Genomic DNA, 26,856 nt, shown 5'->3' with positions numbered 1-26,856 from the left:
GACCCGGACCAGATCGCCGGTCGGGTCAGCCAGATCCGTAACGAGATCGAGAAGTCGGACTCGGACTACGACCGTGAGAAGCTCCAGGAGCGTCTGGCGAAGCTCGCCGGTGGGGTCGCGGTCATCAAGGTCGGTGCGGCCACCGAGGTGGAGCTGAAGGAGAAGAAGCACCGCATCGAGGACGCGGTGTCGAACGCGAAGGCCGCGGTCGAGGAGGGNATCGTCGCCGGTGGTGGCGTCGCGCTGCTCCAGGCGTCGATCACCGCCTTCGAGAAGCTCGACCTGTCCGGCGACGAGGCCACCGGCGCGAACATCGTCCGGCTCGCGCTCGAGGCACCCATCAAGCAGATCGCCTTCAACAGCGGTCTCGAGGGCGGCGTCGTGGTCGACAAGGTCCGCAACCTCCCGACCGGCCACGGCCTCAACGCGGCCACCGGCGAGTACGTCGACCTGATCGCCACCGGCATCATCGACCCCGCCAAGGTCACCCGCTCCGCGCTGCAGAACGCCGCGTCGATCGCCGGCCTGTTCCTCACCACCGAGGTTGTCGTGGCGAACACCCCGGAATATGCGGCGGCCGACGCCGCCAACGTGGACGCCGCCATGCGCAGTCAGGGTTTCTGAGCCGTCGCGCCGGACCGTCCGCAGGCCCCGACATCGTGGGGTCCGCGGGCGGTCCAGGCCACGCACCGCGACCGGCGCCCCACCTACACCGGGCCGTCGACCAGCACGGACAGCTCATCGACGTCCTCGCCAGCACCCGTCGCGGCCAGGCCGCCGCCCGCAGGTTCTTCACCCAGGCATTGGCCCATGGGCGTCGACCGGTCGACGTCACCACCGATAAGGCCCGGTCTACCCAGGACAAGTGGGTTGGCTAGCACGGCCCGTGTCGACCAGGCGTTCTCGGGTACAGGTCGTCCACGGACCACAACGGATCAGGGAGTTCGAGAGATGCGGTCGACTGCGTGTCGACGGCAATCACGCGGTGGGGCCGTACTTGGTCGTGGGACGTCAGGGCTTGTGGGACGTCAGGGCTTGGCGGTGGGCAGGGCGAGCATCCGGGACAGNAGCCGGGCGAGGAACAGGGTGTGCCGGTGTAGCAGCGCACGGTCGAGCTTGTCGAGGTTGTCCCCGGGCGCGACCTGCACCAGGTAGGCCGGACCGCTGATGAACGCGATGGTCGGGATGCCAAGCCGGTAGGGAAACGTGCCCTCCCCGTACAGACCGTTCTGGAAGGGCCGCAGGACGGCGGAGCGGGTGAGGTCGCTGGCCTTCACCTCGTCGATGGCCAGCTCGCGCAGCGTGTCGCTGTGGCCCACCGGAACGGTGACCAGCTCCNACCGGCCGGTGGGCCGGTAGGCCGCCGTCCCGCCCCGGTCGTCCCATGCCATGGTCCCGAGATGCTCGGCGGCGAGTGCCATCGCGACGTTGTTCATGATCTCCGGATGCCCGCGCAGCCAGGCGTCCGGCTTCACCGTCGCCGCCTCGGACACCATGTGGTTCGGCGAGAACAGGAACAGCAGGTCGCGGGGCCGGTCGCGGGCGGGGAACCGGCTGAAGTACTCGGCNAGCGCCAGCAGCGCCGGGCCGCCGTTCTCCTCGACCGCGTTCTGACCGTCCGTGTGGGTGGCGACCAGCACGGCGCCGGGCGTCAGGCGGGGTTCCGCCGCACCGGTCGCCCGAGTGGGCCCCGCTGGGGTCGGTGCGGGTACCGGTGCCCGTGTTCGTGCCGGTGCCGGCGGAGGTGCTCCCGAGCCCGGCAGCAGGGCGGTCAGGTAGTCGACGGTGGTCTCCCGCCGCGACGCGGTCAGGGTCAGGGTCGCGGTGAGCGGTCCGCGGGCGAGCAGGGACCGCAGCCGGGCGCCCTGTTCGGCATCGACGTGCAGCGTCGGCAGCGCGGCGTGCTCCTGCTGGTGCGGCGTGTACTGGCCGGCGGCAAGGGCCGGTGACAGGTGCAGGATCTCGATCATCGCGACGGCGCCGTGCCGTCGGGCGGTCTCCAGGCTCGGTTGCGGCGGGACGCCCAGCCAGACCCGCGAGTAGTCCTCGTTCGCGAGGCCGGAACGGGCCTCGGGTGGATGCACGTGGTCGGCGAGGTCGCCGAGCACCGAGGCGGACAGCCGGGCGACGGCACCGTCGGCGAGCACGATCGCGCCCGCCACCGGCGTGCGCCGGTAGTCGGGCTCGTCGCCCGCGCCGACGTCGACGACGGCCGCGGTCACCCCCCGGGCCGGCGTCTCGCCGGAATGCGGACGGTAGGCGGCGACCGGCACGGTGTGCGACCGGCCGTCGCCGTCGACGACGCGCAGGGACCAGGAGTCGGCGAGCCACNCGGACAGCCGGGTGGGATGGCGGGTCACCGTGAGGCCGTAGCCGGCCAGCCGCTCGGCGAGGTCGTCGATGTGGCGCCGGTGCGCGTCCGAGCCCGGCAGGCGGGGGCCGTGGCCGGCCATCCGTTCGGTCCAGGACCAGAGCGTCCCGGCGTCGACGAGGTCGTCCGCCGTGATTGTCCCGGGCGCCGGATAGCCGGTGGCAGCGCCGCGGGGCGTCGTGCCGTCGGACAGCGTCGTGCCGTCGGACTGGGTTCTGCCGGCCGGCGGCCTGCCGGCCGAGCCGTCGCGGCAGGTGAGACCGTCCCCCAGAGCAGCGGCGAGCCCGGCGGTGGCGGCGAGCCCGCCTGTCCGCCCGAGGAATCCGCGTCGACTCGACGGGTTGCTCCACCGGCTCATCGCCGCGCAAGGTATCAGGGCCGCGGGCCGTTCCGCGGGAAGAGTCGGCCCTCCCGGGCGGGTCGGGCAGGTCGGCCGGGTCGGGCCGAGGTTGTGATCCCGACCCGCCCGGACCGGCCTGGGCCCGAGCCCGGACTGCTTCTTCGTCCTGGAAGTCGATACCCGCTACATCCACATCCTCGGGGTCACCGCCCATCCAGACGGGCCCTGGACCACCCAGCAGATCCGGAACCTCCTGATGAACCTCGGCGACCGGGCAGCCGACTTCCAGGTCCTGGTCCGTGACCGGGCCGGGCAGTTCACCGCCTCGTTCGACACGGCCCTCGCCGACGCCGGCATCACCACCCCCAAGACCCCACCCCGAACACCCCGCGCGAACGCCTACGCCGAACGATTCGTCCGCACCGTCCGGACCGAGGTCACCGACCGGATACTGATCGTCGGTGAGCGGCACCTGCGCACCGTCCTGACCGAGTACGCGGCCCACTGCAACGGACGACGACCCCATCGCGGCCGTGGCCTTCATCCGCCCCGGCCCGACCACCCCATCGCCGACCTCACCCACGAACGGGTCAAACGCCGGCCCGTCCTCGGCGGCCTGCTCAGCGAATACGAACGAGCCGCCCAAAACTCCAGGTCAAGGCCGGTGGCCGAGTTCTGGCACCCCGCACGGAATGGAGGCATCGAACGACTACGACAAGGTGAAGGCGAGCCTGCCGGGATGTGCAGGCGCGAGACCAAGAAACCGGTGAGCGGATTTGGGTGGTGCGGGTGCCAGAAAGTCTGACGCGCGACACACCCACCCGATAACTTACGACGGCCTGACTGCAGCACTAGGCTTGATGACAGCGAAACTGCTCGACGCGCTGGGAGGGACTCGCTGATGCACAGCAACTTCGACGTCAAGAAGGAACGTCCCAGGCTCTATTCGTCGAAGCGGAACAAGTTCGAGATCGTCGACGTAGCGCGGGCGAACTTCCTCATGGTGGACGGCCACGGCGATCCCAATACCTCGCCGGAGTACGCGGAGGTGGTCACCGCTCTCTACACGACCTCCTACGCTGTGCGTGCCGTCGCCAAGGACAAGCTGAAGCGGACGCACACCGTCGCTCCGCTGGAGGGCCTGTGGTCCGCGAAGGACCTGCAGGTCTTCCACACTCAAGACAAGGACCGGTGGGACTGGACCCTCATGATCTTTCAACCCGACTGGATCACCTTGGAGATCTTTGATGNGGCGCTGGAACGGGTCCACGAGAAGAAGAACCTTAGTGCAGTGAAGAAGGTGCGGTTCGAGGAGTTTCTCGAGGGCAAGTGCGTTCAGACTCTCTACGTTGGACCGTACGACGAAGAGGGCCCGACCATCTCCCGGATGCACGACGAGTTCATGCCGACTGAAGGTCTCGTCCTCCGGGGGCGTCACCATGAGATCTATCTGTCTGATGCCCGCCGGACGGACCCGAGCCGGCTGCGCACGATCATCCGCCAGCCGGTCGGATCCGCTCGAAAGTAGCGCGGTACCAGGTCCCCAAGGGCCAGTACCTATTCCGACCGAATTGAGCGATAATGATATTTCGCGAGGCCTCGATCGATATACGCACGCGCCAGGTTCGCCGGAACGGCTGAGCTGGTGGCGGACCTGTCGGCGGCGATGCCGGTCGGCCGCTGCGCGGACGGACCCCCTGGACGCCGCCCGTGCGCGGCTCCCATGTCCTGATCTCGGGGGCGACCGGGGCCGGGCAAGGGCTCGGTACTGTGGGGGCTGCTGCGCGGCCTGGCCCCCGCGGTGCGGCCGGGCTGGGGAGCTGTGGGCGACCCCGCGGCGAGCCGAATGCAGGACCGTACGGCCGCGCTGGCGGCCAGTACCGCCCGTACATGCCGACCCAGGAGACAATTGCAGTACAAGAGATCTTCAAGCGGCAGAGCCCCGCACCTTGGATGGGGGTGCGGGGCTCTGGCCTGCCTCAACCGTGCGTGTGCTCGGCAACGCACCCAAACATCCCCAACCGGCCCTGCCGATGATGCTACGCATCGCGCACACATTTACACTGGATGCTATCGGTCACGATGCTGTAGGCNCATCAACGGTCCGCTCCGATTCAGACCTACCTCGACCTGGCCCGATTACATCGTTGCCGGCCCGCCCCAGGAACGGATCAAGCGCCGGCCCATCCTTGGTGGCCTGATCAACGAATACGAACGAGCAGCCAGGACTCCAGGTCAAAGCTAGCGAGTTCTGGCACCGCACAGGTTCGCCAGCGGAGCGGAGAGAGGTGTCCTCGACCAGCGTGGCCGGCGAGATGGACTGACGTAGGATCCGGGCCGTGATCAGGGGCGATCGGCGTCGTCCGNCATCGGACCGAAGTTCAGGGTCTGCACGTTGCCGGACCCGACCATGACGCCGATCGAGTCGGTGATGCTGACCGGGAACGTGGGCGAACCGTCCCATACCTCGGCGTCCGGGTGACGAGGCCGGTCCGGGCCGCCTGGCGCCGGCACTTCAGAGGCGCCGTCCAGATCCGGTTGGGCGAAGACCGGATTCGCGGGGAACTCGGCCGCCGCTGCGGCAAGCACCTGCCGGCGGCCCTCGGGCAGAATGCCGTTGCCGAGCAGGGAGTTGACCTCTCGCCAGAACCTCAGGGAGGTCGTGTCCCCCCAGTTGGGCTGCCGCGCGACGGCCAGGCCCGCCGCCTCCAGGACCTGGCGCGCCGAGAGGGAATTCGCGAAGGCGCCCGCTAGCGCCTGAACCTCGCCGTCCGTGAGCCGCTCGGTCATCTGTCCATCCTCCGGGTCCTGGAGATGCCCGCGCTGCGCGCGGCCCGTTCCGTTCCATTCTCCCCGCGAATACGCCGTGGGGAGACCGTTGACCTGGAATAGTGGTGACTGGGCGGACGACGGAGGTGGCGGTGGCGGCCGACCGAGACAACGGAATGATCAAGATCGCGCACGTGGGAGCCGCTGGTGGCCTCTGCGTCCGGACGACCGGACAACGAGATGACATCGACATGTCGGTGCAGGTTCAGGCCGACGGCGTCATGGTCGGCGTGCGCAACGTCCAGAGGAACTATCTCCACTACCAGGTGGATCATCCGATCGTGTCGTTCGACCCGGCGGTCCGGGGTGCCGCGTTCACCCGCCGGTTCGAAGCGCTGCTGGAACGGCCGACCAGCTGGGTACGTCGGGAACAGTTCCGCCAAGCGGTGGCCGTCCCGCCGGCGCACCGACGGGGCCAGGTCGTTTTCACCGACAGCCGGACAGGCCTTCCCGGACGGGCGCGGGTGCGCGCGTGTGCGGTCCGGGTCCGGGGATCCCGCGGCGTGGTCATCGGAGACGGGAATCATCAGACCAATCATCTCCGGTACCGACTCACCCGTTCCGTGATCGCCGTCGAGTCTCTTCTCCGGGACGAGCCGGCCCTCGCTTACCGGTTGGCCGATTTCGTCGCCGCGCCTGACAACCCGGTCTTGGAACACCGCCTTGTCAATGCGATGAGCCGCATCCTGGAACGGTCCCAGGAGCTGACCCGGATGATCGCGGCTGGATCCGGGCGGACCGGGGGCGTCATGATCGGGACAGCTAATCGGCAGACGACCATCACGAAGAGTCGGATCCGGGACGTCGATGTCAAGGCGGTCATCGTCCGGGTTCGGTTCGAGGCGCTTGAGTCGGGGGCTCGGGCGAAGCTGGCGCTCCTCGACGCGGAGGACCGGCGCGACCACGACGAACTGAGGAAAATTGGCACGGCCGGCTCGTTGGACACCGGAGTGGCACGACGCCGGGACGAGCTGGAACTGACGCGGATCGAGCGGGCCGAACAGTGCCTGGTCCTGCAGACCGAACGGCTGCAACGGGCGCAACGACCGGAGTCGCCGCACGCTGACCGGAAACCGGNGATCAAGGCCGAGCTCGATTCGTTGCGCAAGCGGATCGATGACATCAAGAGCGAACGAGGCAAACACGGCCCTCTTGCGGTCCTGCGCGCCGCCCGGACCCGCCGGCTCGCCGACCCGACGACGCTGGGCCGCCTGTCCAGGCTGGAACCGCGGGCGGCCGCGATACCGCGCTGGCCGGATATCGAGCCGGTTCGTAGGCAGCCACCCAGCGAAATCAATCCCGACCGACTGGCCTGGCCGACGGCCCCCCAGCGCCGGGATCTCGACGATCTGCCCGGTCGGGGGGGACCTGCCATACCGGGTCCCTGACCGCCGCTGCCAACTGGATGCCGGCCTCGCGCGGGCTCGGGGCGTCCACGTGACCGACGCAATCCCAGGGCCTGACCGAGCCGACCGTGCCAGGAGTGATTCTCCGCCGTGAACACCGCTCTGTTCGTCGTCTACCTGCTGGTCCTGATCGCCATCGTCGTCGGCGCGGCCTGGGCCCTGCAGATCGTCCGGGAACTCCAGACGAGGCTGCGGGACGACCAACAGCGGCTTTCCGACGTCCGGGCCGAGCTGGCGACCCTGCGCTCGCAGCTGTCCGCCGTTGACAAGCGTGCCGGCCAGCCCGACGTGACGGTCAGCCGACTGAACACGTTTGACGGCCGCTTCGACAAGATCTCNGCCTGGTTCGACGAGCTTGGTAAGCGGATTGACGGATCGGCGGCGCGATTCGACCAGCTCCAGAAGAACCACGCGGAGCTCGCAGGCCAGCAGGTGACCGTCGGCACCCGCGTCGTCGGACTATCCGAGCTGCTCGGTGAGGTACAGCGCCGGGTCGGCGACCTGGCCGACCGGCTGACTGCCGTCGAACGGGAGGCGCTCCCCCGCCTGGCGGGCAACCAGTCCCAGCTCGCCCGCACGACCTGGGAGATCGGCGCCGCCCAGACCTTCGGGGTGCCTCCCACGCTGCCCTGGTTGCCGGGCCATCTGCTGCTATCTCCGGACGCCGACGGCGAAACAATCCTCAGCCTGTATGCCAGCGCCGCGACCGAGCTGGACCTGGAGATCGTCCACGTCTCCGAGCCGCGGCTCGACGGCGGTCGACGGGCCATCGCGCTGCGTATGACCTCCGCCCCGGGACAGGCCGCGATCGGCAGACTCGCCGCGCGCATCGAGGAACGCGTCGCGCTTCTGGACACGGACAGCGGTCCGTCGCCCGACGATGCCCTGGCCGGACTCCTGCTCGCCGCCGCGACCGCGACCCGGGCCTCGGTCCTACTCGGGCCGCTTCTGTGCGTGACCGACGGGGACGGCACCCACGTTCATCTACTGAGATCCGAGCAGTTGCGCGGGCTGATCGGCGTCGGAGGACCCGGTCCTGACACCGCCACCCTGACCGCCGGGGCGGCCAAGGCGATCGAGCTCGGGCCGTGGCTCCGCTCCCGACGGGACGCCGAGCGGTCAGCCGCCGAACTGGCGCTGGCTCGCGAGCGGCTGAAAGAAGAGCTACGCCAAGCAATGGGCGATGAACTGCGGGCAGAGGTCGGAGCGGAGGAGATCGAGCGCATCAAAACCGAGCTGCGCGCGGAACTGACCCCGATGGTGCGGCGTGATCTCGAACGGGAACTACGCAGACGGCCGCCGCGGAGCGCGGCCGATCCCTCACCTTCTACCTAGAACCAGCCCATGCTCCCGATGTCGTCAATGTAATCAATATCGTCGACGTCGTCCCTGCCATTCATGTCGACGATCCTCCCGGGCCCGTGGATGTCGTCGTGCCTGGCAGTATCAAGGAGCGCTGGCGGCCAGAGGTCCCACGACGATGGCGGAGTTGATCTTATCCAGTCATCCGATGAACCCGGCGCGGCGGCGGCCTCCACCACCGAATGCCACGAAGAAATCGGCTCCGTTCCGCCCGGAAACGTGACGCCCAATGAGTCGAATGGACTCAGTCCCTCCGGGAGTGACATCTCGCTGAGCCCCCCCGGAACCGACGTCTCAAGCGCATCCGTAAGCCCCACGTTCCATAGATCTACCTGATCCGGCCCGTCCAGGAGTGGCGTTTCACTTGACTCCGCCGGCACCAATAGCCCGGGCTCGTCCGGGAGAGTCACATCCCGTAGATCCAACGGGTCCGGTTCCTCCGGAGGTGACGCTTCGCTCGGCTCCCCCCACCGCTCCGGCTCCCCCGGCCGAACCGGCTCCCGCGGCACTGAGGGCTCAGGCCCGTCCGGCCAAACTGGCGTCGCCGTGAAGTCGATCCCGTCCAGGGTCGATATGTCTGCGATATCAGCATCCGGCTCGCGGGGGCGGATCAGCCCGAGGGCCTCGGCGATGCGGAGAAGGATGCCCTTTGATGGCTCGGGCACTGACGGCGGGTCGGCGGCCTCAGCCAGCCAGACCTCCACGCTCGCTGCATGGACCGCGACCGCGACCCGCGCCGCGTCGAGCAGCTGGGCCACCTCGGCCCGGTCTCCGCGCGTGATGACGGCCTCGTCGTCGAACCGGGCCAGCTGGCGCTCCTGGATCTCCAGGTAACGATTCCGGTTTGCGATCGCCTCCTCGCCGACGGCCGCAAGGTCGACCGGGACGCCGGCGGCCGGCCCGTCGAGCAGGGCGGCGAGCCTGGCGTATTCGGCGTCCAGACGTCGAATCTCGGCAGCATCGGAAGCCTGCTCGCGCAATGACGCTACGACGCCATCAACGTCAACCGAGCGCACCCGCACCTGCGAGGTGTTGACCTGCTTGTTGTCTCGGCCGATGACGATTCCGGCGCAGCGGCCCAATCCGGGCGCCGACTGAACGGCTGGGGTGAGCCAAAGCCGATCTCCAAGGCCATGTACCGCACGGTCGATTTCCTTGCCGAGAGCCCGAATTCGCTGCTCGTCGTCGGGTCGGGCAACCAACCGAACCACCATACTGGCGACTTTGGGACGGAATGCCGCGATCTCGTGAATTGAGAGAGTAGGCGTCTTCATCGTATAATTAAAACGATTGCTCTGGACGTTCCTGTCTCCTACGACGACGCCGCACGAGGAGCGTACCCGGACCGAGTAGGACATCACCCGGGCCGGACCGCGCGCCGCCCCATAAGCCACCCGCCCTGACGCCGCAGCGCCGATATTACGCTGGCGTGTAAGCGCCCGCTGGAACTCCATTCGCCGCAGCGAGCTGCCCGGATTCTCCGTCAAGGCGTGGAACGCCCGCATCGACGCCGCGCCCACGATCGCCGAATCGCACGTCACTCGAGGTTCGTCCAGCCGCAGGTAAGAGACGTTCCTCTGAATGTTTTCGTCGCCGGCCATCACACCGTCGGCGCGCCATACGTCAGCCCGCAGAATCCGTTGACCCGGTGGGCCNTCTACCCGCGCCGAGACGCCGCCGTCCGTCCCGGGCCGATGGACCATCACCTCGGCCGGCCCGCGCTCATCATCCCGCCCGACTACGCGGTTCAGGTCGTGGTCGTCCGCCATGTCTCCAGTATCAGAGATCGGGGACGGTAGATCTGCCGAATAAACGGCTGCGGGACCGTCCAGCGTCGGACCGGCCCCCGCAGCCCAGCATCGCGCAGTGGGACTGTTGCGTTCGCCGGACGAGGAAGCTTGGGTGGCCGATCATGCGTGATCAACCGAGGCGTCGTCGGCTTCATCCGCCACCTCCGGCCTCAGTNCCTGTCCTAAATCTTGGTTTGAGGTGCGGAGAGTGCCGTAGGGGTGGGAGGTTTCGGGCTGCCGGTGGGGCTGGTAGGTCGTGGAGATGGCACGTTCTGTTCGGTATCCCTCGGATCTCACGGACGCGGAGTGGGCCTACGTGCAGCCGCTGCTGCCGGTGGCGTCGAAGGACGGCCGGCCCGAGAAGCACGACCGGCGTGACATCGTGGACGCGATCCTCTATGTGACCCATAACGGCGTCGTGTGGCGGGCGCTGCCGGCGGACTTCCCGCCCTGGAAGACGGTCTACGGGNTCTTCGAGCGGNGGAAGAAAACGGGCGTCACCATCACGGTCCACGACGGGCTGCGCGGTGAGGTCCGCCAGGCCGAGGGCCGTAGCGCCACACCGACCGCCGGGGTGATCGACTCCCGGTCGGTGAAGGGCGCTGCCACGGTGGCCGCCCCGACCCGCGGCTATGATGCGGGAAAGAAGGTCAACGGCCGCAAGCGGTTCATCGTCGTGGACACCCTCGGTCTGCTGCTGGCCGTGCGTGTCGTCCCCGCCGGCCGTCAGGACCGCGACGGCGCCCGCCAACTGCTGGTCGACCACTACTTCACCACCCCGACCTGCCGTTTCCTGGTCGCCGATGCAGGGTTCGCCGGCCGGTTCGTCGCCTGGGCGGCGGACGTCGTGAGGACCACCGTTGAGATCGTCCGGAAGGAAGAAGGCCAGCAAGGCTTCCGGCCGCTCCCGAAACGCTGGGTTGTAGAACGCACGCTGGCGTGGATCACCGCGCACCGTCGCCTCGCTCGAGACTACGAACGCGACCCGGCCAGCTCTGCCGCCTTCGTCTACTGGGCCATGATCCGCACGATGGCCCGCCGGCTCGCCCACGGCACCCCCGTCCCACGCTGGGCCCCCAGGAAGACCACCGAGAGTCAATGACCATCAAGATTCAGGACAGGTACTCAGAGCCAAGCGCCTCCGGGCCCAGCGCGGCCCGGTCACAGATGTGATCTCCAGGTAGGGTGGGAGCGCCGAACGCCTCGCGACCCCGCGACCGCTACGAAGCGGCGCGGAGACGAGATCTCGCACGATGACCATCGCGACGGCGCCCGCCGAAGGCAGCACAGACTGCAGCACACATGGGTNCGAAAGCGGCAGAGCCCCGCACCTTGGATGGGGGTGCGGGGCTCTGGCCTGTCTCAACCGTGCGTGCGCTCGGAGGGAATCGAACCCCCAACCTTCTGATCCGTAGTCAGATGCTCTGTCCGTTGAGCTACGAGCGCGCGCCCGCCACCGTGGTGGCCGGCGGTGCCAGCTTACAGCACCGCGGGAGCGACTCAGGGACCGCGTCGACGTGGGGCCATCTGTAGTTTGTCCGATGCTCGTGGTGAGTGGCGGACGTGGGGCATCCCGCCTGGCCAGTGCCCGCGACGGAGTCGCGGGTCGCTCCCGTGCCGTCCGCGCGGCTCACCGGGAAGGTGCCGATGAGACGGGAGGAAGGCGGGCACGCGGGCGGCGGGGCCGGCCGGCGAGCGACGGCACAGCTTGGCAGCATGACGCGGCTACCACAACACGCATCGGTGTGGTCGCTACGTGCACGTGTTCCGCGTACCATGAGGGGCTCTCGGGGGAGAGAGGCTTCGACGTCCCGCATGAACCAGGACGTTCGGGCGTGCTGGACTCCGGGCTTCATCCTCGCGGGCAGTGATCTTGTTGGCCCCTTGCGGACGGATCGAGGATGGCCGGGCTGCGCGCAGACGATCTCCAGCCACGGTTGCCCGCCGCTGATGCCCTGCACCGCCTTGAACCCCGCCGACCCTGGGCGACGGCTGCCCTGCCCAGCAGGCCGGCGGCCCCACCGAGGGCGGCCGGCGCACCCAGGCCGGCCGGCGCCGGGCCCACGGCCCCATGGTCGGCCCGGCCGTGGTGGTCGGCCCGGCCGTCGTGGCGGAAGGTGGACGTGCGGTGAGCCGGTTCCTGCTCTGGCTGTCCGGCGCCGACCGGGAGATCCTCGGCCGGCTGCGGCACGACCGGGCCAAGTACGTGGGCGTGGGCAGCGCGGTGCTCACGACGGCGGCGATGGCCACCCTCTCGTCCACGTTCGCGTTGCGGATGGCGCTGAAGCTGCCGATCCCGGTCTGCCTGCTCGTCGGGCTCGGCTGGGGTCTGGCGATCATGGCGCTGGACCGATGGCTGGTCGCGTCCGTGNAGCGCCAGGACCACTGGTACCTCAACGCGCTGCTCATGCTGCCGCGGCTGGTGCTGGCGATCCTCATCGGGCTGGTCATCTCGACCCCCCTGGTCCTGCGGATCTTCCAGCCGGAGATCGACACCGAGATCACCCAGATGCACGCCGAGGACGCGGCCGCGTTCGAGCAGCGGATCACCACCGACCCGCGCGACCAGGAGCTGACCCGGCTGCGCGCCCAGCGCGACGCCCTGGTCAAGGTCGGCACCACCGGGGTGGACGTGAGCACCGACCCGGAGGTCGCCCCCCTGCAGCGGCAGATGGACGGCCTGCAGACCCGGCTGGCCCAGGCGAACGCCGACGTGCTCTGCGAGAGCCTCGGCACCTGCCCGGGCCAGCCGAACAAGGCGGGGCAGGGCTCGAACTACCGGCTCAAGGTCTCGCTGCGCGACGGCATCCAGGCGCAGATCAACGAGCTGCAGCCGAAGCTGACCGCCGCCGTCGACGCCGCGCGGTCCCGCCAGCAGGCCGGCCGGTCCAGCGCGACGCAGAACGCGAACAACCAGCTTCCCGCGCTCAACGCCCAGATCGCCGCCCTGGAGACCGGGCAGCGCAACGACCGGGCGGCGTTCAACCGCCAGAACGGCGACAACACCGGGCTGCTCATCCGGATGGAGGCGCTGGACCGCATCACCAGCGATCCCGACCACCGCACCCTCGCCAACGCGCACCTGGTGCTGCTGCTGTTCATCACCGCGATCGAATGCCTGCCGATCCTGGTCAAGTTCCTGATGTCCTTCGGCAAGCTGACCACCTACGAGAAGGTCGTCGCGATCGAGGAGCGCAACCAGCTCATCGCGGAGGAGGAGATGTCGGCGCGGCGGCGGGCGACCGTGCTCCTCGACGGCCAGGACGCCTACCTCGAGGCCCAGGTGACACGGGAGCAGAAGGATCCGGCGATCGAGCGGCTGGCCCGGCGGACGGTCGCGGTCCAGGAGGAGGTCGCGAACGCGGCGTTGGACGCCTGGCGCGACCGCGAGCTCGGCCGGATCCACAACTCCTTCGACGACTATGTCGCCACGGCACCGCCGCCAGGGACGGGCAGCCTCCAGGTACCGGGCGGTCCGCCAGGCCCGTCCGGGCGCAACCGGGGCTGGGAGACGCCGGTCGAAAGGCCGGCCGCCCGGCCTGGCCGACCCGTGCCGCCGAACCGGCCGCCGGCGCCGCCCACGCGGTCCGATCTCGCCAGCCGCACCCCCGACGACCTCCCCTACGACGACCTCACCTACGACGACGACCTCACCTACGACGGGGACGAGCCCACGGTCACCCCGGACCACGAGCCGCTGACCACCCGCTACGACCCGCCGCTGCCGCGCCGCGACACCCTGCCCCTCCCGAGCGACGACGACCGGCGGCGGGCATGACAGGCGTGAGCGGTGCGGGGCGCCACCTGACCGACGGCCGCGCGACGCCGATGCCGCCGTCCGCCGGGCAGGCGCACGGCGTTCCCGGCCACCGGCGCGCTCACCTCCTGCGGGGGGCCGACCGCGTGCTCTCCTCCAGCCAGAGGAACGGCTCCAGCACGTTGATCGGCCGGATCGCGCCGCGGATGCGCGCCTCCCCGCTGGTCTTGACGACGTTGGCGAAGTCGTGTGCGCGGAAGTACCCCGACGGCCCGATGTGGAAGCCCACGGACGAGCTGACGAAATAGGAGATCCGGTCGGGATGGAAGAAGGTGTTGATGCTCCCGCGGACCAGCCGGGCCGAACCCTCATGACCCTCGTCGCACAGCCGGTCGAAGAAGGTCTTCGCGAGGTTGTCGGGCACCCGGGGGATGCGCTCCGGCTCGTCGCCGGTGAGTACCACACCCGTCCGGAACGCCTGGCGGAACACCGCGGGCTCGTCGAACTTCGTGACGCACACCGCCAGGAAGTGCGGCAGTTTTCCGCCGCGCAGGCGGTTGGCCTCGAAACACCGCCGGGTGACCTGCTCCAGGGTGCGCTGGAAGAACTCGTAGGCGTCGCTGTTGCGTTCTTCCCGGACCGGATCGAACAGATAGACCAGCCCGTCGCACCTGCTCAGGTGGTCGAGCAGCAGCTCCCACTCGTCGGGCGCGTCCAGTAACTCGACGGCGAAGACCGTGTTCTCCGGCCGTGGGCCGCGGCGCAGGGGGCGGCCCGCACGCCGGCCGCCCCGCGCCGGACCGATGAACCGCCAGCTCAGCGCCGTCAGGCCCGGGGTCGCGGAGGGGAAGACGTGCCGGCTCTGCAACAGGTCGGTGTTCTCGGACAGGAACGCCCCCGCGTCGTCGTCGCCGCCGATGACGATCCAGGATGGGCCGCCCGGGGTGGTGGGTTGGCTGATCGCGGCGATGTTGAGCGCGGCGAGGAAGGTCGTCTTCCCGCTCTGCGGGGCGCCCCACAGACCGATGCGGGCGAGCTGCGTCGGCTGCCCCGCCGGCGCCGTCACAGCCGCGCTCCCCGAGCCCGGAGGACGGCGTCCGCGGCGCGCGGCACGGCGCCGCGCGCGTCGATACGCACAGGACGGACAGTGAAAATAAGGTGCCCCCCGACACGGCGCCGGCAGCGAACATCCCCCGCCGGAACGAGCAGGCCCTCGGGCTACTCTCCGTCATGGTTCATACGCTCGAAGCGACAGATTCGTTGGAGTATGGAGCGGCCCGGCTGCCCGGTCAAGCCGCCACGAACGGCCGATTCACCCGGCCCCGGGCGCCGGTGGGTGGATGCCCCCGGCGGCCCGNGTGCGGCATTGCCCGCCACCGGATGTCTGACCGATTGTGCCGGTGAATGCACGCTATGCGCGCCCGAGTCGGTCGCAACGTAAGATCGGCCAGCAGCATCCGGCGGGAGTCGCGGAACCCGGCGCGGACGGCGGCGGTGCGGCGCTCGCCAGGTCTGGCTGCCGGTGCGGCGGGACGGTTCGGGGGGAGCGGTGACGGAACGGCTGACCGACATCGAGGTGGAGACGCTCGCGAACGCCTTCCACCGCCCGTCCACCGCCATGGCGATGCTCGAACGGGCCGGTCTGGAACGGCGGCGGCAGCCGTCCTGGACGTCCCAGACCCCCCTGGAGTTCTGGGATGACGTCAATCACCAGCTTCGCCAGNGGGTGCTGGCGGACGGCCGGGCCAACATCCTGGCGGTGGCGGCGGCTCTCTACCCCGCCAACAAGGTCTTCGCCGCGGTCGTCGAGCCGGCCGGGTCGGCACCGGCCGCGGGTCCCCCGGCCGACGGTGCGGCACCGACGGCGGGCCCGCCCGGGACGGGCTCCGGGGAGGTGCACGCGCCGGCCGGCGGTGTCCTGTTCGCCATCGATCCGGTTCGATTCGGCCCGGCGGGGGTGCCGGTGGCCTGGCGGGACGGACTGTGCCAGCTCGTGGGCCTCGCCGCGCAGCACTGCGACCTGCCGGCCGACGCGGTGAGTGTCCAGGACCGGGGCGGCGGGCTGCTCGGCGCGGTCCGCGACGACGTGCCGGCGGAGCTCGTGGTCGCGGATCTCGTGCGGGAGCTGCGGGGAGTGCTGCACACCTACAACCGGCCGCGGGGCGAGAGCGGTCGGGTCCGGCTGCGGGTCGCGCTGCACCAGGGGCGGGCCGTCGCCGACGACAGCGCTGCCGCCCGAGGTGACGCCGCCCGAAGTGACGCCGCCCAGGCGGCCTCGCGCCTCGTCGACACGCCCGCCCTCAGCCGCCTGCTCGGGGAGTTCCCCACCACGGAGATGGCCGTCATCATCTCGGGCACGCTGTTCGCGGCCACCGTCGATCGACGGCGGCGCGATCTGGATCCCGGCTCGTTCCGGCGGGTCGAGACGGGCGTCCCCGGCCTCGCCGGCCCCGCCTGGGTCCAGGTGCCCGCGGGGGGCGAGGGGCCGGCCGACGGCCCGCGGGTGCCCGCGGCGGATCAGCGGTCGGTTCCGCCGCCGGTGGCGTCGATCGTCGCCGAGGAGCCGCGCACCGCGGCCGGGTGNGACTTTCTCGTCTCCGCCGCGGAGGAGGACAGCGATTGGGGTGAGTGGTGTGCCTGGCAGCTCGAGCAACAGGGCTTCCAGGTGCATCTCGACACCTGGGACGTCGTCGCCGGGGATCACCTGGTGGGGCGCCTCGACGAGGCGGTGTCCCGCTCGAAGCGGACCCTCGTGATCCTCTCCGAGCACTACCTGGCCTCGGAAAAGGTGCAGGCCGAGTGGCAGACGGCCTGGAGGTCGGACCCGACCGGGATGAAACGGCGCCTGATCCCGGTGCGGGTCGCCGCGAACCGCTCGAAGGCCGAGGGGCTGCTGCAGGGCATCAACTCCATCGACCTCGTCGACCTGGATGGCGACGAGGCGCGGCGCACCTTCGTCGACGGGATCCGCCGGGCGATCGAGGGCCGATACCGGCCGAGCGAGGCGCCGCCCTTCCCCGGCTCTCCCCCGCGGACCTGACCCGCGGCGACAGCCCGCGGGCCTGGCTCGCAGCCGCGATGCTCAGGGGCCGGCGATCGGGAGGTGGATCCGGTTGCCGGCGGCGGCGAACTCCGCGGCCTTGGCCCGCAGCCCCGCGGCGACCGCCTCGTCCCCCGCGCCCGGGGTTGAGGTCAGGGCCGGGGCGGCCGGGTCGGTCGCGGCGGTACCGTCTCCGGCGGCCCGCACCTGGTGGGAGATCTTCATCGAGCAGAAGTGCGGTCCGCACATCGAGCAGAAGTGGGCCGTCTTCGCGGCGGGGGCCGGCAGGGTCTCGTCGTGGTACGACCGGGCGGTGTCCGGGTCCATCGCCAGGTGGAACTGGTCGGCCCAGCGGAACTCGAACCTGGCGTCCGACAGCGCGTCGTCCCAGGCCCGGGCGCCGGGATGCCCCTTGGCGAGGTCCGCCGCATGGGCCGCGATCTTGTAGGCGATGACGCCGGCCTTGACGTCGTCTCGGTCGGGCAGACCGAGATGCTCCTTCGGGGTGACGTAGCAGAGCATCGCGGTGCCGTGCCAGCCGATCACCGCGGCGCCGATCGCCGAGGTGATGTGGTCGTAGCCGGGGGCGACGTCGGTGGTGAGCGGCCCGAGCGTGTAGAACGGCGCGTCGTGGCAGATCTCCCGCTGCAGCCGGACGTTCTCCTCGACCCGGTGCAGCGGGACGTGGCCGGGCCCCTCCACCATCACCTGCACGTCGTGCTCCCACGCGACGCGGGTCAGCTCGCCCAGGGTGGCGAGCTCGGCGAGCTGGGCGTCGTCGTTGGCGTCGGAGATCGAGCCGGGCCGCAGGCCGTCGCCGAGCGAGAACGTCACGTCGTAGGCGGCGAGGATCTCGCACAGCTCGGCGAAGTGGGTGTAGAGGAAGTTCTCCTCGTGGTGGGCGAGGCACCAGGAGGCCAGGATCGAACCGCCGCGCGAGACGATCCCGGTCCGGCGCCGCGCGGTCAGCGGCACGTAGCGCAGCAGCACCCCGGCGTGGACCGTCATGTAGTCCACCCCCTGCTCGCACTGGCGGATGACGGTGTCCCGGTAGGCCTCCCAGGTCAGCGCCTCGGGCCGGCCGCCGACCTGCTCCAACGCCTCGTAGATGGGCACCGTGCCGACCGGGACCGGGGAGTTGCGCAGGATCCACTCGCGGGTCCGGTGGATGTCCGCACCGGTGGACAGGTCCATGACGGTGTCGGCGCCCCACCGGGTCGCCCAGACCATCTTCTCGACCTCCTCCTCGATCGAGGAGGTCACGGCCGAGTTGCCGAGGTTCGCGTTGATCTTCACCAGGAAGGACCGGCCGATCACCATCGGCTCGGACTCGGGATGGTTCACGTTCGCCGGCAGGACGGCGCGCCCGGCGGCGATCTCGGCCCGCACGGTCTCGACGGGCAGCCCCTCGCGCAGGGCGGCGAACTCCATCTCCCGGGTGATCTCTCCCCGGCGCGCGTGGGCGAGCTGGGTGACGGCTCCCCCGCCGGGCCGGGCCCGTAGCGCGCCCCGCCCGCCGGCCGGAGCGGTGTTCCCGCGCTCGGCGATCCACCGTGCCCGCAGCGGCGGCAGGCCCCGGCGCACGTCGACGTCCGTCGCCGGATCCGTGTACGGGCCGGAGGTGTCGTAGAGCACGACGCTGTCCCCGGTGGTGAGGACGACCTCCCGCATCGGCACCCGCAGGTCGGGGTCCGCGCCGACGAGCCAGGTCTTGCGGCTGCCCGCCAGCGGCCCGGTCGAGACGGCCGTCGCCCGGGGCGCGGCCGGCGACTCCTGGGACGCGGCAGGTGACCCTTCGGACGCAGGCCGGGCCGGCGTCCGGCCCGGCGAGGCCGCCGGAAAACCGTTCGGAATGTCCCCCGGGATGGCCTCGGATTCCGGCCGGGAATCCGCCTCGCCGAGGCCGGGAAAATTCTCGGAAGAAGGAGACGAGAAAGAACGGTCGATTGGCGACATCATATGAACTCCCTACGCCGGCATTACCCGGACAGGTTCTGNGGTCGGCGGCCCTAGCCACCCTCTCAGCCCCTCGGTGGAGCTCCCGCGATCAATTCGCGCATGGTCACCATAAACCACTCGGCTAGCGGCCGTCAGTCGATCGCGTCCATCACGCCGGCCCAATCCGTCAGGGCGCGATCTGTCAGGAGGCTGCCGTCCCGAGGCAGGGCGGCGGGCCTGGGTGCGGCCCGGGGGGAACGGCCGGTGCCTCGCCGAGGTAGCTCGCCTCGATGAGGTCGGGGCGGGCAGCGAGCTGCGCGGCGGGCGCGGCGAGCGCGACCCGACCGCGGTCGAGCACGTAGCCGCGGTCGGCCACCCGCAGCGCGAGGGCAGCGAACTGCTCGACGAGCAGCACACCGGTCGACGTCTCGGCCGCGATTCCGCGCAGCAGCTCGAGCAGCCGCGGCGCGACGCCGGGCGCCAGGCCGAACGACAGCTCGTCCACCAGCAGCAACCGCGGCCGGCGCACGAGGGCGACGGCCAACGCGAGCCGCTGGCGCTCGCCGCCGGACAGCTCCCCGGCCGGCCGGTCGAGCAGGCCGCCCAGCGCCGGGAACCAGCCCAGGACCCGCTCGATCTCGCCGCGGTGGCTGCGGCCGGCTGCCAGGCGCAGGTTCTCCCGGACGGTCAGCCGGCCCAACGCCCCCCGCCCCTGCGGGACGACGGCCAGCCCTCGCCGGGCAAGCGTGCTCGGCGCCGGACGCCGGAACCACTCGCCGAACACCCCGACCCGGCCCGCACTCGCCGGCAACAGGCCGGCGGCCGTGCGGATCAGGGTCGTCTTGCCGGCCCCGTTCGCCCCCAACAGCGCCACGATCTCGCCGGCACGGACGACCAGCGACACCTCCCGCAGCACCGGTCCCTCGTGGTAGCCGCTGCTCACCCGCTCGAACTCGAGCAGCTCGGTGCCTGCCGTCGGCACCGTGGACGCGGTCGGCGGCCGCCGGGGCGATGGGGAGACGACCGGCGAGGTCGCAGCGGCCGGCACGGCCGGCACCGCCGTGGCGGTCGGCTCGGACGGCAAGGCGGGCTCGGACGGCAAGGCGGGCTCGGACGGCAAGGCGGGCTCGGGGCCGTCGGAGCCGCCCAGGTAGGCCGCGCGAACGGCCGGATCCGCCCGGACCTGCGCGGGGAGCCCGCGGGCGACGATCCGACCGCCGTCCAGGACGAGAACCCGGTCGCAGACGTCGAAGACGAGCTGGACATCGTGATCGACGAGCAGGACGGCGACGCCGCGGCCGGCGATGCGCCGGATGCGCGCGGCCAGCTCGCGCCGATCTCCGGGGTCGAGCCCCGCGGCCGGCTCGTCGAGCAGCAGGACCTTCGGCATGGCCGCGAGTGCGCGGCCGAGGGCGACCGCGGCTCGCTCGTCATGGCTGAGCGTCGCGGGCAGGCGGTCGGCAATCGCCGCGAGTCCCAGCCGACCGGCCTCCATCGACCCGGCCACCGGGCGCGCCACCACGGCGATGTTCTCCGCCACCGCCAGGCTGTCGAACAGCTCCAGGGCCTGGAAGGTGCGGGCGAGCCCGAGCCGCTGCCGCTCGTGCGCCGGCAGCTCGGTCAGCGCGGTGCCGTCCAGGGTCACGCTGCCGGCGAAGATCGTCGCGAAGCCGGTGAGCGCGTCGATCAGCGTCGTCTTGCCAGCCCCGTTCGGCCCGATGAGGCCGGTGACGCTGCCCGCCTCGAGGCCGAAGGAGACACCCTCGACGATGCGGGTACCGCCCTGCCCGGCCGCGAGCATGTCGACGGACAACAACGCCGTCACGACACACCGCCGGGGTTGAGCGGGAACGCGGTCAGGCCGGGCCGGTTGCCCTCCGCGAGACGCGGTGGCCCGCCGTCGACACCCTCGGGCACATCCGCACCGGGTCCCCCACCCCCACCGAGCCGCCCATCCCCGCCAGGCCGTTCATCCCCGCCGAGCCGCTCATCCCCGCCGAGCCGCTCATCCCCGCCGAGCCGCCCATCCCCGCCAGGCCGCTCGGTCCTGCCGGGCCGCAGTTTCCCGCCGGGCCAGCCGGTGCGCCGGGGCTGGCTCGGGCCGACCCGCCGGCCGGCGCGGCCGGGCCGGTAGACGAGCCCCGCCGGCCGCAGGACGGCCAGCACCACCACCGCGAGACCGCACAGCACCTGCTGGTATTCGCCGAGCCCGGCAACGCGGTCCAGCGCCGTGAAGGCCAGCCCGCCGGGGGCGAGCAGCCCGCCGGCCAACGCCCCGCCGACGCTGGTCACCCCGCCGACGGCCGCGATGGCAAGGAAGAACAGCGAGGCGGTGACCCCGAACGAGTCGAAGGACAGCCGGCCCTGGCCGTACCCGATGAGGCAGCCGCCGAGGCCGGCAAGCGCTGCGGACAGCGTGAATGCCAGCACCTTCGTCCGGCGTACATCGATCCCGGCCGCGGCCGCCGACCGCTCGTTGGCCCGCACCGCGAGCATCCGCCGCCCGAGGTCGGCGGTGCGCAGGCGGGCCACACCGTAGCCGCCGGCGGCGAGCACGGCCAGCGCCAGCAGTCCGTACTGGACCCGGGGAAAGCCGGCCCCGGACAGTCCGAGGTCCAGACCGAAGATCTTCGGATTGGGCACGGACGAGCCGGCGAGCCCGCCCGTGATCAGCGGGTTGCCGAACACCGCCTCCTGGATCGCGACCCCGGCGACCAGCGTGATCAGGGCCAGATCCACGCCGCGCAGCCGGCGCGACACCACCCCGAGGAACAGCCCCGCGACCGCGGCCGCGAACGTGGCGATCAGGGGGGCGATCGGGAAGGGCACGCCGAGCTCGCCCTCCAGCCGGGCCAGCAGGAAGCCGGCGACGCCGGCCAGCGACATCTGCGCCAACGAGAGCTGGCCGACGTAGCCGGTCAGCACTACGAAGGACAGGCACACCACGGCGCCGGCGAGGCTGCGTTCGAGCCCGAGCCGCCAGGAGCCGGTGAGCAGGAGCAGCGCGACCACTCCGACGGNCACGCCGAGCAGCAGCCCGCCGAGCGGGCGCCGAGCGGGCTCGACCACGGGCAGCGGCACCGACCCGACGGCCCCGGCCGCGCGCCCAGGGATCAGCGTCCCGCGCCGGCCCGCCACGGCGAGGACGAGGATCATCGGCAGCAGCGCCCGCAGCCCCGGCTGGTTGAGCCAGCCCACGTCCTGCTGCAGCGGGAGCAGGAACCCCTGTGCGACGCCGAGGCCGAGCGCACCGGCGACGGTCAGGCCGAACGAGGACAGCCCGCCGAGCAGGGCCGCGGCGAGCGCGGGCACGACGAACAGCGAGTAGCTCGTCGGGTTCAACGCGCTGATGGGGGCGACCAGGATGCCGGCCAGCGCGGCGAGCACCGCCGCCAGCATCCAGTTCGCCGCGGCGATCCAGCCCGGCCGGCGGCCGAGCAGCGCGGTGGTCTCCGCATCGTCGGCGACGGCCCGGGTCGCGAGGCCGAACATGGTCCAGCGCGACATCGCCCACAGGCCGGCGGCGGCCACGACGACGAGGCCCGCCAGCAGCAGCCGGTCACTCGGCACGGTGACGCCGAGCAGGTGCAGCGGCGACTGGGGCAGCACGGGGTCGAGGAAACGGTTGTCCGAGCCGAACTGAACGACGGCGACGGCCTGCAACGCGATGGTGAGGCCGACCGCGGCGACGACGGTCATCGTCGGCTGGGCCCGCCGCAACGGCCGGAAGACCAGCAGATAGGACGCCAATGCCAGCAGGGCAGCCATCGCAAGAGAAACCGACAATGCCAACCCGAACGTGGGGGTGTCGGTAAGATGAATTCGCGGCGGNAATCCGACGACAGGCAGGACGAGATCACCGACCTCGCGCAGCTCGGCATACTGATAAGTGGCGTACATGGCGAAGGCGCCGTGCGCGATGTTGATGACGCCGGAGGCTCGGTAGGTGAGCACGAGTCCGAGTCCGAGCGCCGCGTACACCGCACCCGGGCCGAGGCCCAGCAGCATTGCAGCTACATAGGTGGTCACGGGGCTCCCGAGCACATGTCCAACGTCGAAGCCGACGGACGGGCGGCAGGTCGGAAGTGTGGGCGAGCGGTCACCGAATCACTCCCGTCCCGCCGGCCGGCGGTCTCACCCAGGAACCGGGTGAGTTGGAGTGTAGCTTGAACGCCCGTGAGACAAGCTTCCCGCGTCCTGCTCGCGTTCTCCGTCGCCCTGTCCGTCGCCATCGCCGGCGCCGGCTGCACGAGCCAGCGCGGTGGCTCGTCGGGTGGCGCAGCAGCCGGCGCCTCGGCGACCCACCTGACCGGGCCACCGGTGACCCTGGGCTTCGTCACCATCGAGAACAGCACTCTTGGGTCATACCCGGAGCCACGGCGGGCGGCGCAGGCCGCCGTGAACTATGCGAATGCCGCGCTCGGCGGCGTCGGCGGGCGTCCGCTGCGGCTGGCGACCTGCGCCACCGATGGTTCCCCGGAATCCTCTCAGAACTGCGCCAACCGGCTGGTCGCGGAAAAGCCGATCGCGGTGGTCGGCGGCGTCGATTTCGGCACGCAGGCCGCGATGCCGATATACGAGGCGGCCCACATCCCCTATGTCACCGGTTCCCCGCAGCTCAGCGGGGAACTCGATTCCAAGAACGCGTTCGCGCTTTCCGGTGGCTCGGTCGCGGAACTGCTCGGCCTCACCGACTACCTCACCGCCACCCGGCACATCCGCAGCGCCCACGCGTTGTACGTGGACCTTCCCGGGCTGCTCACCGCCGCCATCAAGGGATCCCAGAACGTTCTGCGCAAGAAGGGTGTGACCGACGTCCGACTGATCACCGAGAAATCTGACGCGGCGGACTTCGCGCCGGCGCTCACCCAGGCCGCCGCCGGCAACCCGGACGCCATCATCGTCGTGTTCCAGGCGGCGGCGTGCGCCCGGATCGTCCAGGCCGCGGCGGCACTGAACATCCGCAGCGACATCTACTTCGTCGGCGCCTGCGCCACACCCGCGGTGCCGCGGGCCGCGGGTGGCCGCACCGACCACCTCTACTTCGCCTCCAGCTACCTCCCCGTCGGATCCAGCGGCGGGGACGCCGACACGGTGGCCTACCGCAAGGCCGTGCCGGAGGCGGACCGTACCTCGGCGTCACAGGGCGCCTTCTCGGCCGTGCTCGACCTGCGGGTACTGCTGGCGAAGACCCCGCAGCCGACCTCGGACGGCCTGCTCACCGCGCTGCGCGCCACCCACGACCAGCCCAACGTCATGGCCCACCCGTACACCTGCGACAACAAGCAGATCGACATTTTCCCGGCCATCTGCAACACGGGCATACGGCTGCTGCGTTGGAAGGACAACTCCTTCTCCGACGTGACCGGAACCTGGCAGGACGGCCGCCAGCTCATCACCCTGATCAACTGACCGCCCCGCCGCTCAGGGTCGGAGATGACCGAATTGCAGGAGGTTGTGGACGGATTCGGGCAGCCGAACGGCTGACAACCTCCATGCAATTACCCGCCAGGCTCGGCATCTCTGGGCAGTTCCCCTGATGCCGGGCCTGGCGACTCGCGGAAAGGGCGCGGTCAGGCGAGGCTCTTGGCCTGGGCCCAGGCCCGGACCGCCTTCGCGGCCCTGGCGTTCGCGCCCGTGTGGGTGCCGCCCGCCCAGGTGGCGACGGCGGACCACAGCGCCCTGTCCGCAGCGTCCACCGCCTGCGTCGGCGGGGTCGTCGGCGGCGGGGGCGGAGTCGTCGGGGGCGGGGGCGGAGTCGTCGGGGGCGGGGTCGTCGGCGGCGGGGGCGTCGGGCCGCCGACCGCGGTGAGCAGCTTCGTGCCGACCGGGCTGCCGAGGCCCGATGCCGGGTCCCACCCGGAGCGCGCCTGGTAGCCCTGGTTGTCGCCGGCGGTGACGTCGGTGAACGCGGCGGGATTGGCGTAGGCCACGGCGGCGAGGTCCGCGACGGGGGCGCCGGTAAGCTGCGCGAGCCGGGCGACGAGTCCGGCGAGCAGCGGCGCGACGGCGGAGGTGCCGCCGACGACCGCCGGCTGGCCGTCCACGACGATGCGGTAGCCCGTCTGCGGATCGGCGTTGCCGCTGATGTCGGGCAGGCCGCGGTAGCGGCCGACGGCGGCGGGCTGCCAGGCCGGCCGGGTGAACGTCGCCGAGTAGCCGCCGCCGGTCGCCGAGTCGGCGCCCTCGTTCCACACCACCTCGCTGGCCCGGGCGCCGGCGGCGTCGATGGTCAGCTTCGTGCCGCCGCAGGCGATCACGTTCGGCGAGCCGGCCGGAAAGTCGGCGACGAGCCGGTCGGTGGCGTCGTCGGCGCCGGCGTCCCCGGCGGCCGCGAGGACGGTGATGCCGGCGGCGCGGGCGGCGGCGAACGCCTGGTCGTAGGCGCGCATCGCCTGCGCGGTCCAGGACGACTCGGGGCCGCCCCAGCTAATGCTGATCGCCGCCGGGCGGGGGGTGGCGGCGGCGGCCGCGTTGATCGCCGCGAGGAAGCCGGCGTCGGTGTTCGGCGCGAAGTAGACCACCTGGGCGGCGCCGGGGGCNACGGCCCCGGCGACCTCGATGTCGAGCAGCACCTCGCCGTCGGCGCCGTCCGGATCGCCGCCGGGGACGTTGGCGGCGCCCTGCACGCCGACGGCGGACACCGTCGGGGTCCGCAGGCCCAGCCCGCCGAAGTAGGTGTCGAGGTCGGCCTGGCCGAACCCGCCGCCGAGCTCGATGACCGCGATGGTCTGGCCCTCGCCGGTCGCGGCGGGGAAGTCGTAGGCCCGCGCGACCTGCAGGGCGGTCAGGCCCTGCCGGGGGGAGGCCGCGGGCTGGAAGCGTGGCCGGGCGGCGGGACGCTCGTCCAGGCCGAGCACGGCCACGACCCGGTCGTCGAGCTCGTCGGGCAGGCCGAGGTCGCCCTCCCGGCCGCGGATGGTCCGACCGCCGGAGTCGTAGAGGGCCAACGGGGTGTCGAAGGCCGTGCGCGCGCGGGCGGCCGGGCCCCGCAGGCGGACGGTGCGTGCGGGCTCGTCGACCTCGGCGACGTCCAGCCCGGCCCGCCCGGCGAACGCGCGCACCGCGGCGACGTCGTCCGGGGCGGCGCGGAAGTCGTCCGCGGTGGCGGGGCGCAGCACGACCGTGACGTCGATCGGCTGATCGTCGGGAACCGGCCCGACGGGCGTCCCCAACGATGGTCGGTACGAACCCTGAAGGCGGCCCATGAATCCTCCTGACCTGCGGTAATCGACCGGAGACCGACATTCGGCGCGCAGGCGTCATTCCCCTGCTTCGGCCCGTACACCGTCGTGCCGCCGATCGGGCCCCGAATGGCCCGAAGGTGACCCCCGTCGGCCCCTTGCCGCCGCCCGGCCATCTCCGGAGGATGGGAGCGGACGCCGCTCCAGTCCGTTACGCACAGCGAGCGCGCACGCAGTCGGGAGAGACCGATGGAGAAGGTGTTCGAGATCTACATCCGCACCACGGCGTGCCGTCTCTGGGCCGCGATCACGGCGCCCGACACGAGCGTCACCCGTGACCTGGGCGCGCGGATGACCTCGGACTGGACCCCCGGTTCCGGCTTCGAGCTGCGCCACCCGGGAACCGGGGCGCGGCTCGGTTCCGGCGTCAACCTGGAGGTCGTACCGCCCCGGCGGCTGGTCCAGCGCACGGTCGCGCTGTGGAGTGACGACGTGCGCGACGCGGGCATCACCCGCGTGACCTGGGCCATCGAGACCGTGGGCGATGCCTGCCGGCTCACCGTCGTGCACGACCAGATCCGCGACGGCGCCGACCACGACCTCTACAGCGGGTGGCCCTCGACGCTGTCCAGCCTCAAGGCGCATCTGGAGACCTGCCGGTCGCGGGCCGGCCTGCCGGCGTCCGCGCGCTAGCTCTCCCGCGCGCTCGCTTCTCCCGCGCGCTAGTCCTCCCGCGCGCTGGATCTCCCGCGCTCTAGATCTCCCGCGCCCTAGATCTCCACGGCGGCCTCGGCGAACTGCGACTGGTAGAGCCGGGCGTACGCGCCGCCCGCGGCGAG

17 protein-coding genes, 1 tRNA gene, 8 pseudogenes and 1 riboswitch are annotated in these 26,856 nt (G+C 71.4%); of the genes and pseudogenes, 16 read left to right on the top strand and 10 right to left on the bottom strand.

The genetic code is table 11. The features are described from left to right. The 6 genes and pseudogenes from groEL to FF86_RS54260 form a co-directional block, all read left to right on the top strand. Positions 1-218, top strand: a pseudogene (gene groEL, locus FF86_RS54275) (chaperonin GroEL); the annotation flags it as partial. 1 nt (position 219) lies between these two features. After that, positions 220-624: TCP-1/cpn60 chaperonin family protein (locus tag FF86_RS54270; RefSeq protein ID WP_304438165.1), on the top strand; the 405-nt coding region annotated here is incomplete at its 5' end. Between the two features lie 80 nt (positions 625-704). Beyond that, a pseudogene (locus FF86_RS32290) lies at positions 705-863 on the top strand (DDE-type integrase/transposase/recombinase); the annotation flags it as partial. A gap of 2,104 nt (positions 864-2,967) precedes the next feature. Continuing rightward, a complete protein-coding gene (locus FF86_RS21315; RefSeq protein ID WP_236706625.1) occupies positions 2,968-3,516 on the top strand; it encodes a transposase in 549 nt (182 codons plus the stop codon). Between the two features lie 96 nt (positions 3,517-3,612). Next, positions 3,613-3,961: pseudogene (locus FF86_RS54265) on the top strand (hypothetical protein); the annotation flags it as partial. Positions 3,962-3,966: 5 nt separating this feature from the next. Further along, on the top strand, positions 3,967-4,239 hold the full coding sequence (locus tag FF86_RS54260) for a GyrI-like domain-containing protein (protein ID WP_242419230.1): 273 nt from the start codon (positions 3,967-3,969) through the stop codon (positions 4,237-4,239). Positions 4,240-5,078: 839 nt separating this feature from the next. Here the strand turns inward: FF86_RS54260 and FF86_RS21305 are convergent. Further along, positions 5,079-5,501, bottom strand: a 423-nt coding sequence (locus FF86_RS21305) for an effector-associated domain EAD1-containing protein (RefSeq protein ID WP_242419224.1), incomplete at its 3' end; no start/stop codon positions are given. A 1,784-nt stretch (positions 5,502-7,285) separates the two neighbouring features. Here FF86_RS21305 and FF86_RS21295 point away from each other — a divergent pair. From FF86_RS21295 to FF86_RS21285, 3 genes and pseudogenes are all read left to right on the top strand, one after another. Next, a partial coding sequence (locus FF86_RS21295) for a hypothetical protein (protein ID WP_206778987.1) occupies positions 7,286-8,281 on the top strand: 996 nt, incomplete at its 5' end. Positions 8,282-10,360: 2,079 nt separating this feature from the next. Beyond that, positions 10,361-10,567 (top strand): annotated as a pseudogene (locus tag FF86_RS54250) (transposase); the annotation flags it as partial. A 13-nt stretch (positions 10,568-10,580) separates the two neighbouring features. Continuing rightward, a partial coding sequence (locus FF86_RS21285; RefSeq protein WP_396229984.1) for an IS5 family transposase occupies positions 10,581-11,200 on the top strand: 620 nt, incomplete at its 5' end. A 271-nt stretch (positions 11,201-11,471) separates the two neighbouring features. Here the strand turns inward: FF86_RS21285 and FF86_RS21280 are convergent. Beyond that, positions 11,472-11,544, bottom strand: a tRNA-Arg gene (locus FF86_RS21280). A 625-nt stretch (positions 11,545-12,169) separates the two neighbouring features. Between FF86_RS21280 and FF86_RS67340 the strand changes: the two are divergent. Next, positions 12,170-12,469: pseudogene (locus FF86_RS67340) on the top strand (DUF4407 domain-containing protein); the annotation flags it as partial. Between the two features lies 1 nt (position 12,470). Continuing rightward, positions 12,471-13,876: DUF4407 domain-containing protein (locus FF86_RS67335; RefSeq protein ID WP_396229983.1), on the top strand; the 1,406-nt coding region annotated here is incomplete at its 5' end. A gap of 100 nt (positions 13,877-13,976) precedes the next feature. Here FF86_RS67335 and FF86_RS21270 read toward each other — a convergent pair. Then, entirely contained in the window at positions 13,977-14,921 is a 945-nt protein-coding gene (locus tag FF86_RS21270; RefSeq protein WP_044886558.1) for a hypothetical protein, read from the bottom strand. 456 nt (positions 14,922-15,377) lie between these two features. Here FF86_RS21270 and FF86_RS62930 point away from each other — a divergent pair. The 3 genes and pseudogenes from FF86_RS62930 to FF86_RS54235 all read left to right on the top strand — a co-directional run. Next, positions 15,378-15,578, top strand: a pseudogene (locus tag FF86_RS62930) (effector-associated domain EAD1-containing protein); the annotation flags it as partial. Between the two features lies 1 nt (position 15,579). Further along, a pseudogene (locus FF86_RS54240) lies at positions 15,580-16,438 on the top strand (toll/interleukin-1 receptor domain-containing protein); the annotation flags it as partial. Between the two features lies 1 nt (position 16,439). Continuing rightward, the coding region (locus tag FF86_RS54235) for a toll/interleukin-1 receptor domain-containing protein (RefSeq protein ID WP_242419223.1) at positions 16,440-16,895 on the top strand (456 nt) is incomplete at its 5' end. Positions 16,896-16,937: 42 nt separating this feature from the next. Here FF86_RS54235 and thiC read toward each other — a convergent pair. From thiC to FF86_RS54220, 5 genes and pseudogenes are all read right to left on the bottom strand, one after another. Beyond that, entirely contained in the window at positions 16,938-18,851 is a 1,914-nt protein-coding gene (thiC, locus tag FF86_RS21260) for a phosphomethylpyrimidine synthase ThiC (protein ID WP_044886591.1), read from the bottom strand. Continuing rightward, a riboswitch (TPP riboswitch) is annotated at positions 18,844-18,950 on the bottom strand. It overlaps the preceding gene by 8 nt. A gap of 85 nt (positions 18,951-19,035) precedes the next feature. After that, on the bottom strand, positions 19,036-20,658 hold the full coding sequence (locus FF86_RS21255) for an ATP-binding cassette domain-containing protein (protein WP_063870463.1): 1,623 nt from the start codon (positions 20,656-20,658) through the stop codon (positions 19,036-19,038). Then, entirely contained in the window at positions 20,655-21,758 is a 1,104-nt protein-coding gene (locus tag FF86_RS54230; RefSeq protein WP_242419229.1) for a branched-chain amino acid ABC transporter permease, read from the bottom strand. Before FF86_RS54230 ends, FF86_RS21255 begins: the two co-directional genes overlap by 4 nt. A gap of 96 nt (positions 21,759-21,854) precedes the next feature. Next, positions 21,855-22,664: pseudogene (locus FF86_RS54225) on the bottom strand (branched-chain amino acid ABC transporter permease); the annotation flags it as partial. Between the two features lies 1 nt (position 22,665). Next, on the bottom strand, positions 22,666-22,841 hold a 176-nt coding region (locus FF86_RS54220), incomplete at its 3' end, for a hypothetical protein (RefSeq protein WP_242419228.1). A gap of 168 nt (positions 22,842-23,009) precedes the next feature. Here FF86_RS54220 and FF86_RS21245 point away from each other — a divergent pair. Continuing rightward, on the top strand, positions 23,010-24,245 hold the full coding sequence (locus FF86_RS21245) for an ABC transporter substrate-binding protein (protein ID WP_044886561.1): 1,236 nt from the start codon (positions 23,010-23,012) through the stop codon (positions 24,243-24,245). Between the two features lie 161 nt (positions 24,246-24,406). Here the strand turns inward: FF86_RS21245 and FF86_RS67330 are convergent, their stop codons facing one another. Next, positions 24,407-25,357 carry a S8 family serine peptidase gene (locus FF86_RS67330; protein ID WP_396229985.1) on the bottom strand — a complete coding sequence of 317 codons (951 nt, stop codon included), beginning with the start codon at positions 25,355-25,357 and terminating at the stop codon, positions 24,407-24,409. 19 nt (positions 25,358-25,376) lie between these two features. Next, positions 25,377-26,041: protease pro-enzyme activation domain-containing protein (locus tag FF86_RS67325; protein ID WP_396229982.1), on the bottom strand; the 665-nt coding region annotated here is incomplete at its 3' end. Positions 26,042-26,266: 225 nt separating this feature from the next. Between FF86_RS67325 and FF86_RS21235 the strand changes: the two genes are divergently transcribed. Beyond that, complete coding sequence (locus FF86_RS21235) at positions 26,267-26,710, top strand: SRPBCC domain-containing protein (RefSeq protein WP_052681231.1); 444 nt, start codon at positions 26,267-26,269, stop codon at positions 26,708-26,710. The last annotated feature ends 146 nt before the right edge of the window (positions 26,711-26,856 follow it).

This window comes from Frankia sp. CpI1-P (assembly GCF_001421075.1).
Lineage (GTDB): Bacteria > Actinomycetota > Actinomycetes > Frankiales > Frankiaceae > Frankia > Frankia torreyi.
The sequence above is the reverse complement of the archived record's forward strand: the minus strand, read 5'-3'. Positions and strand labels throughout refer to the sequence as shown.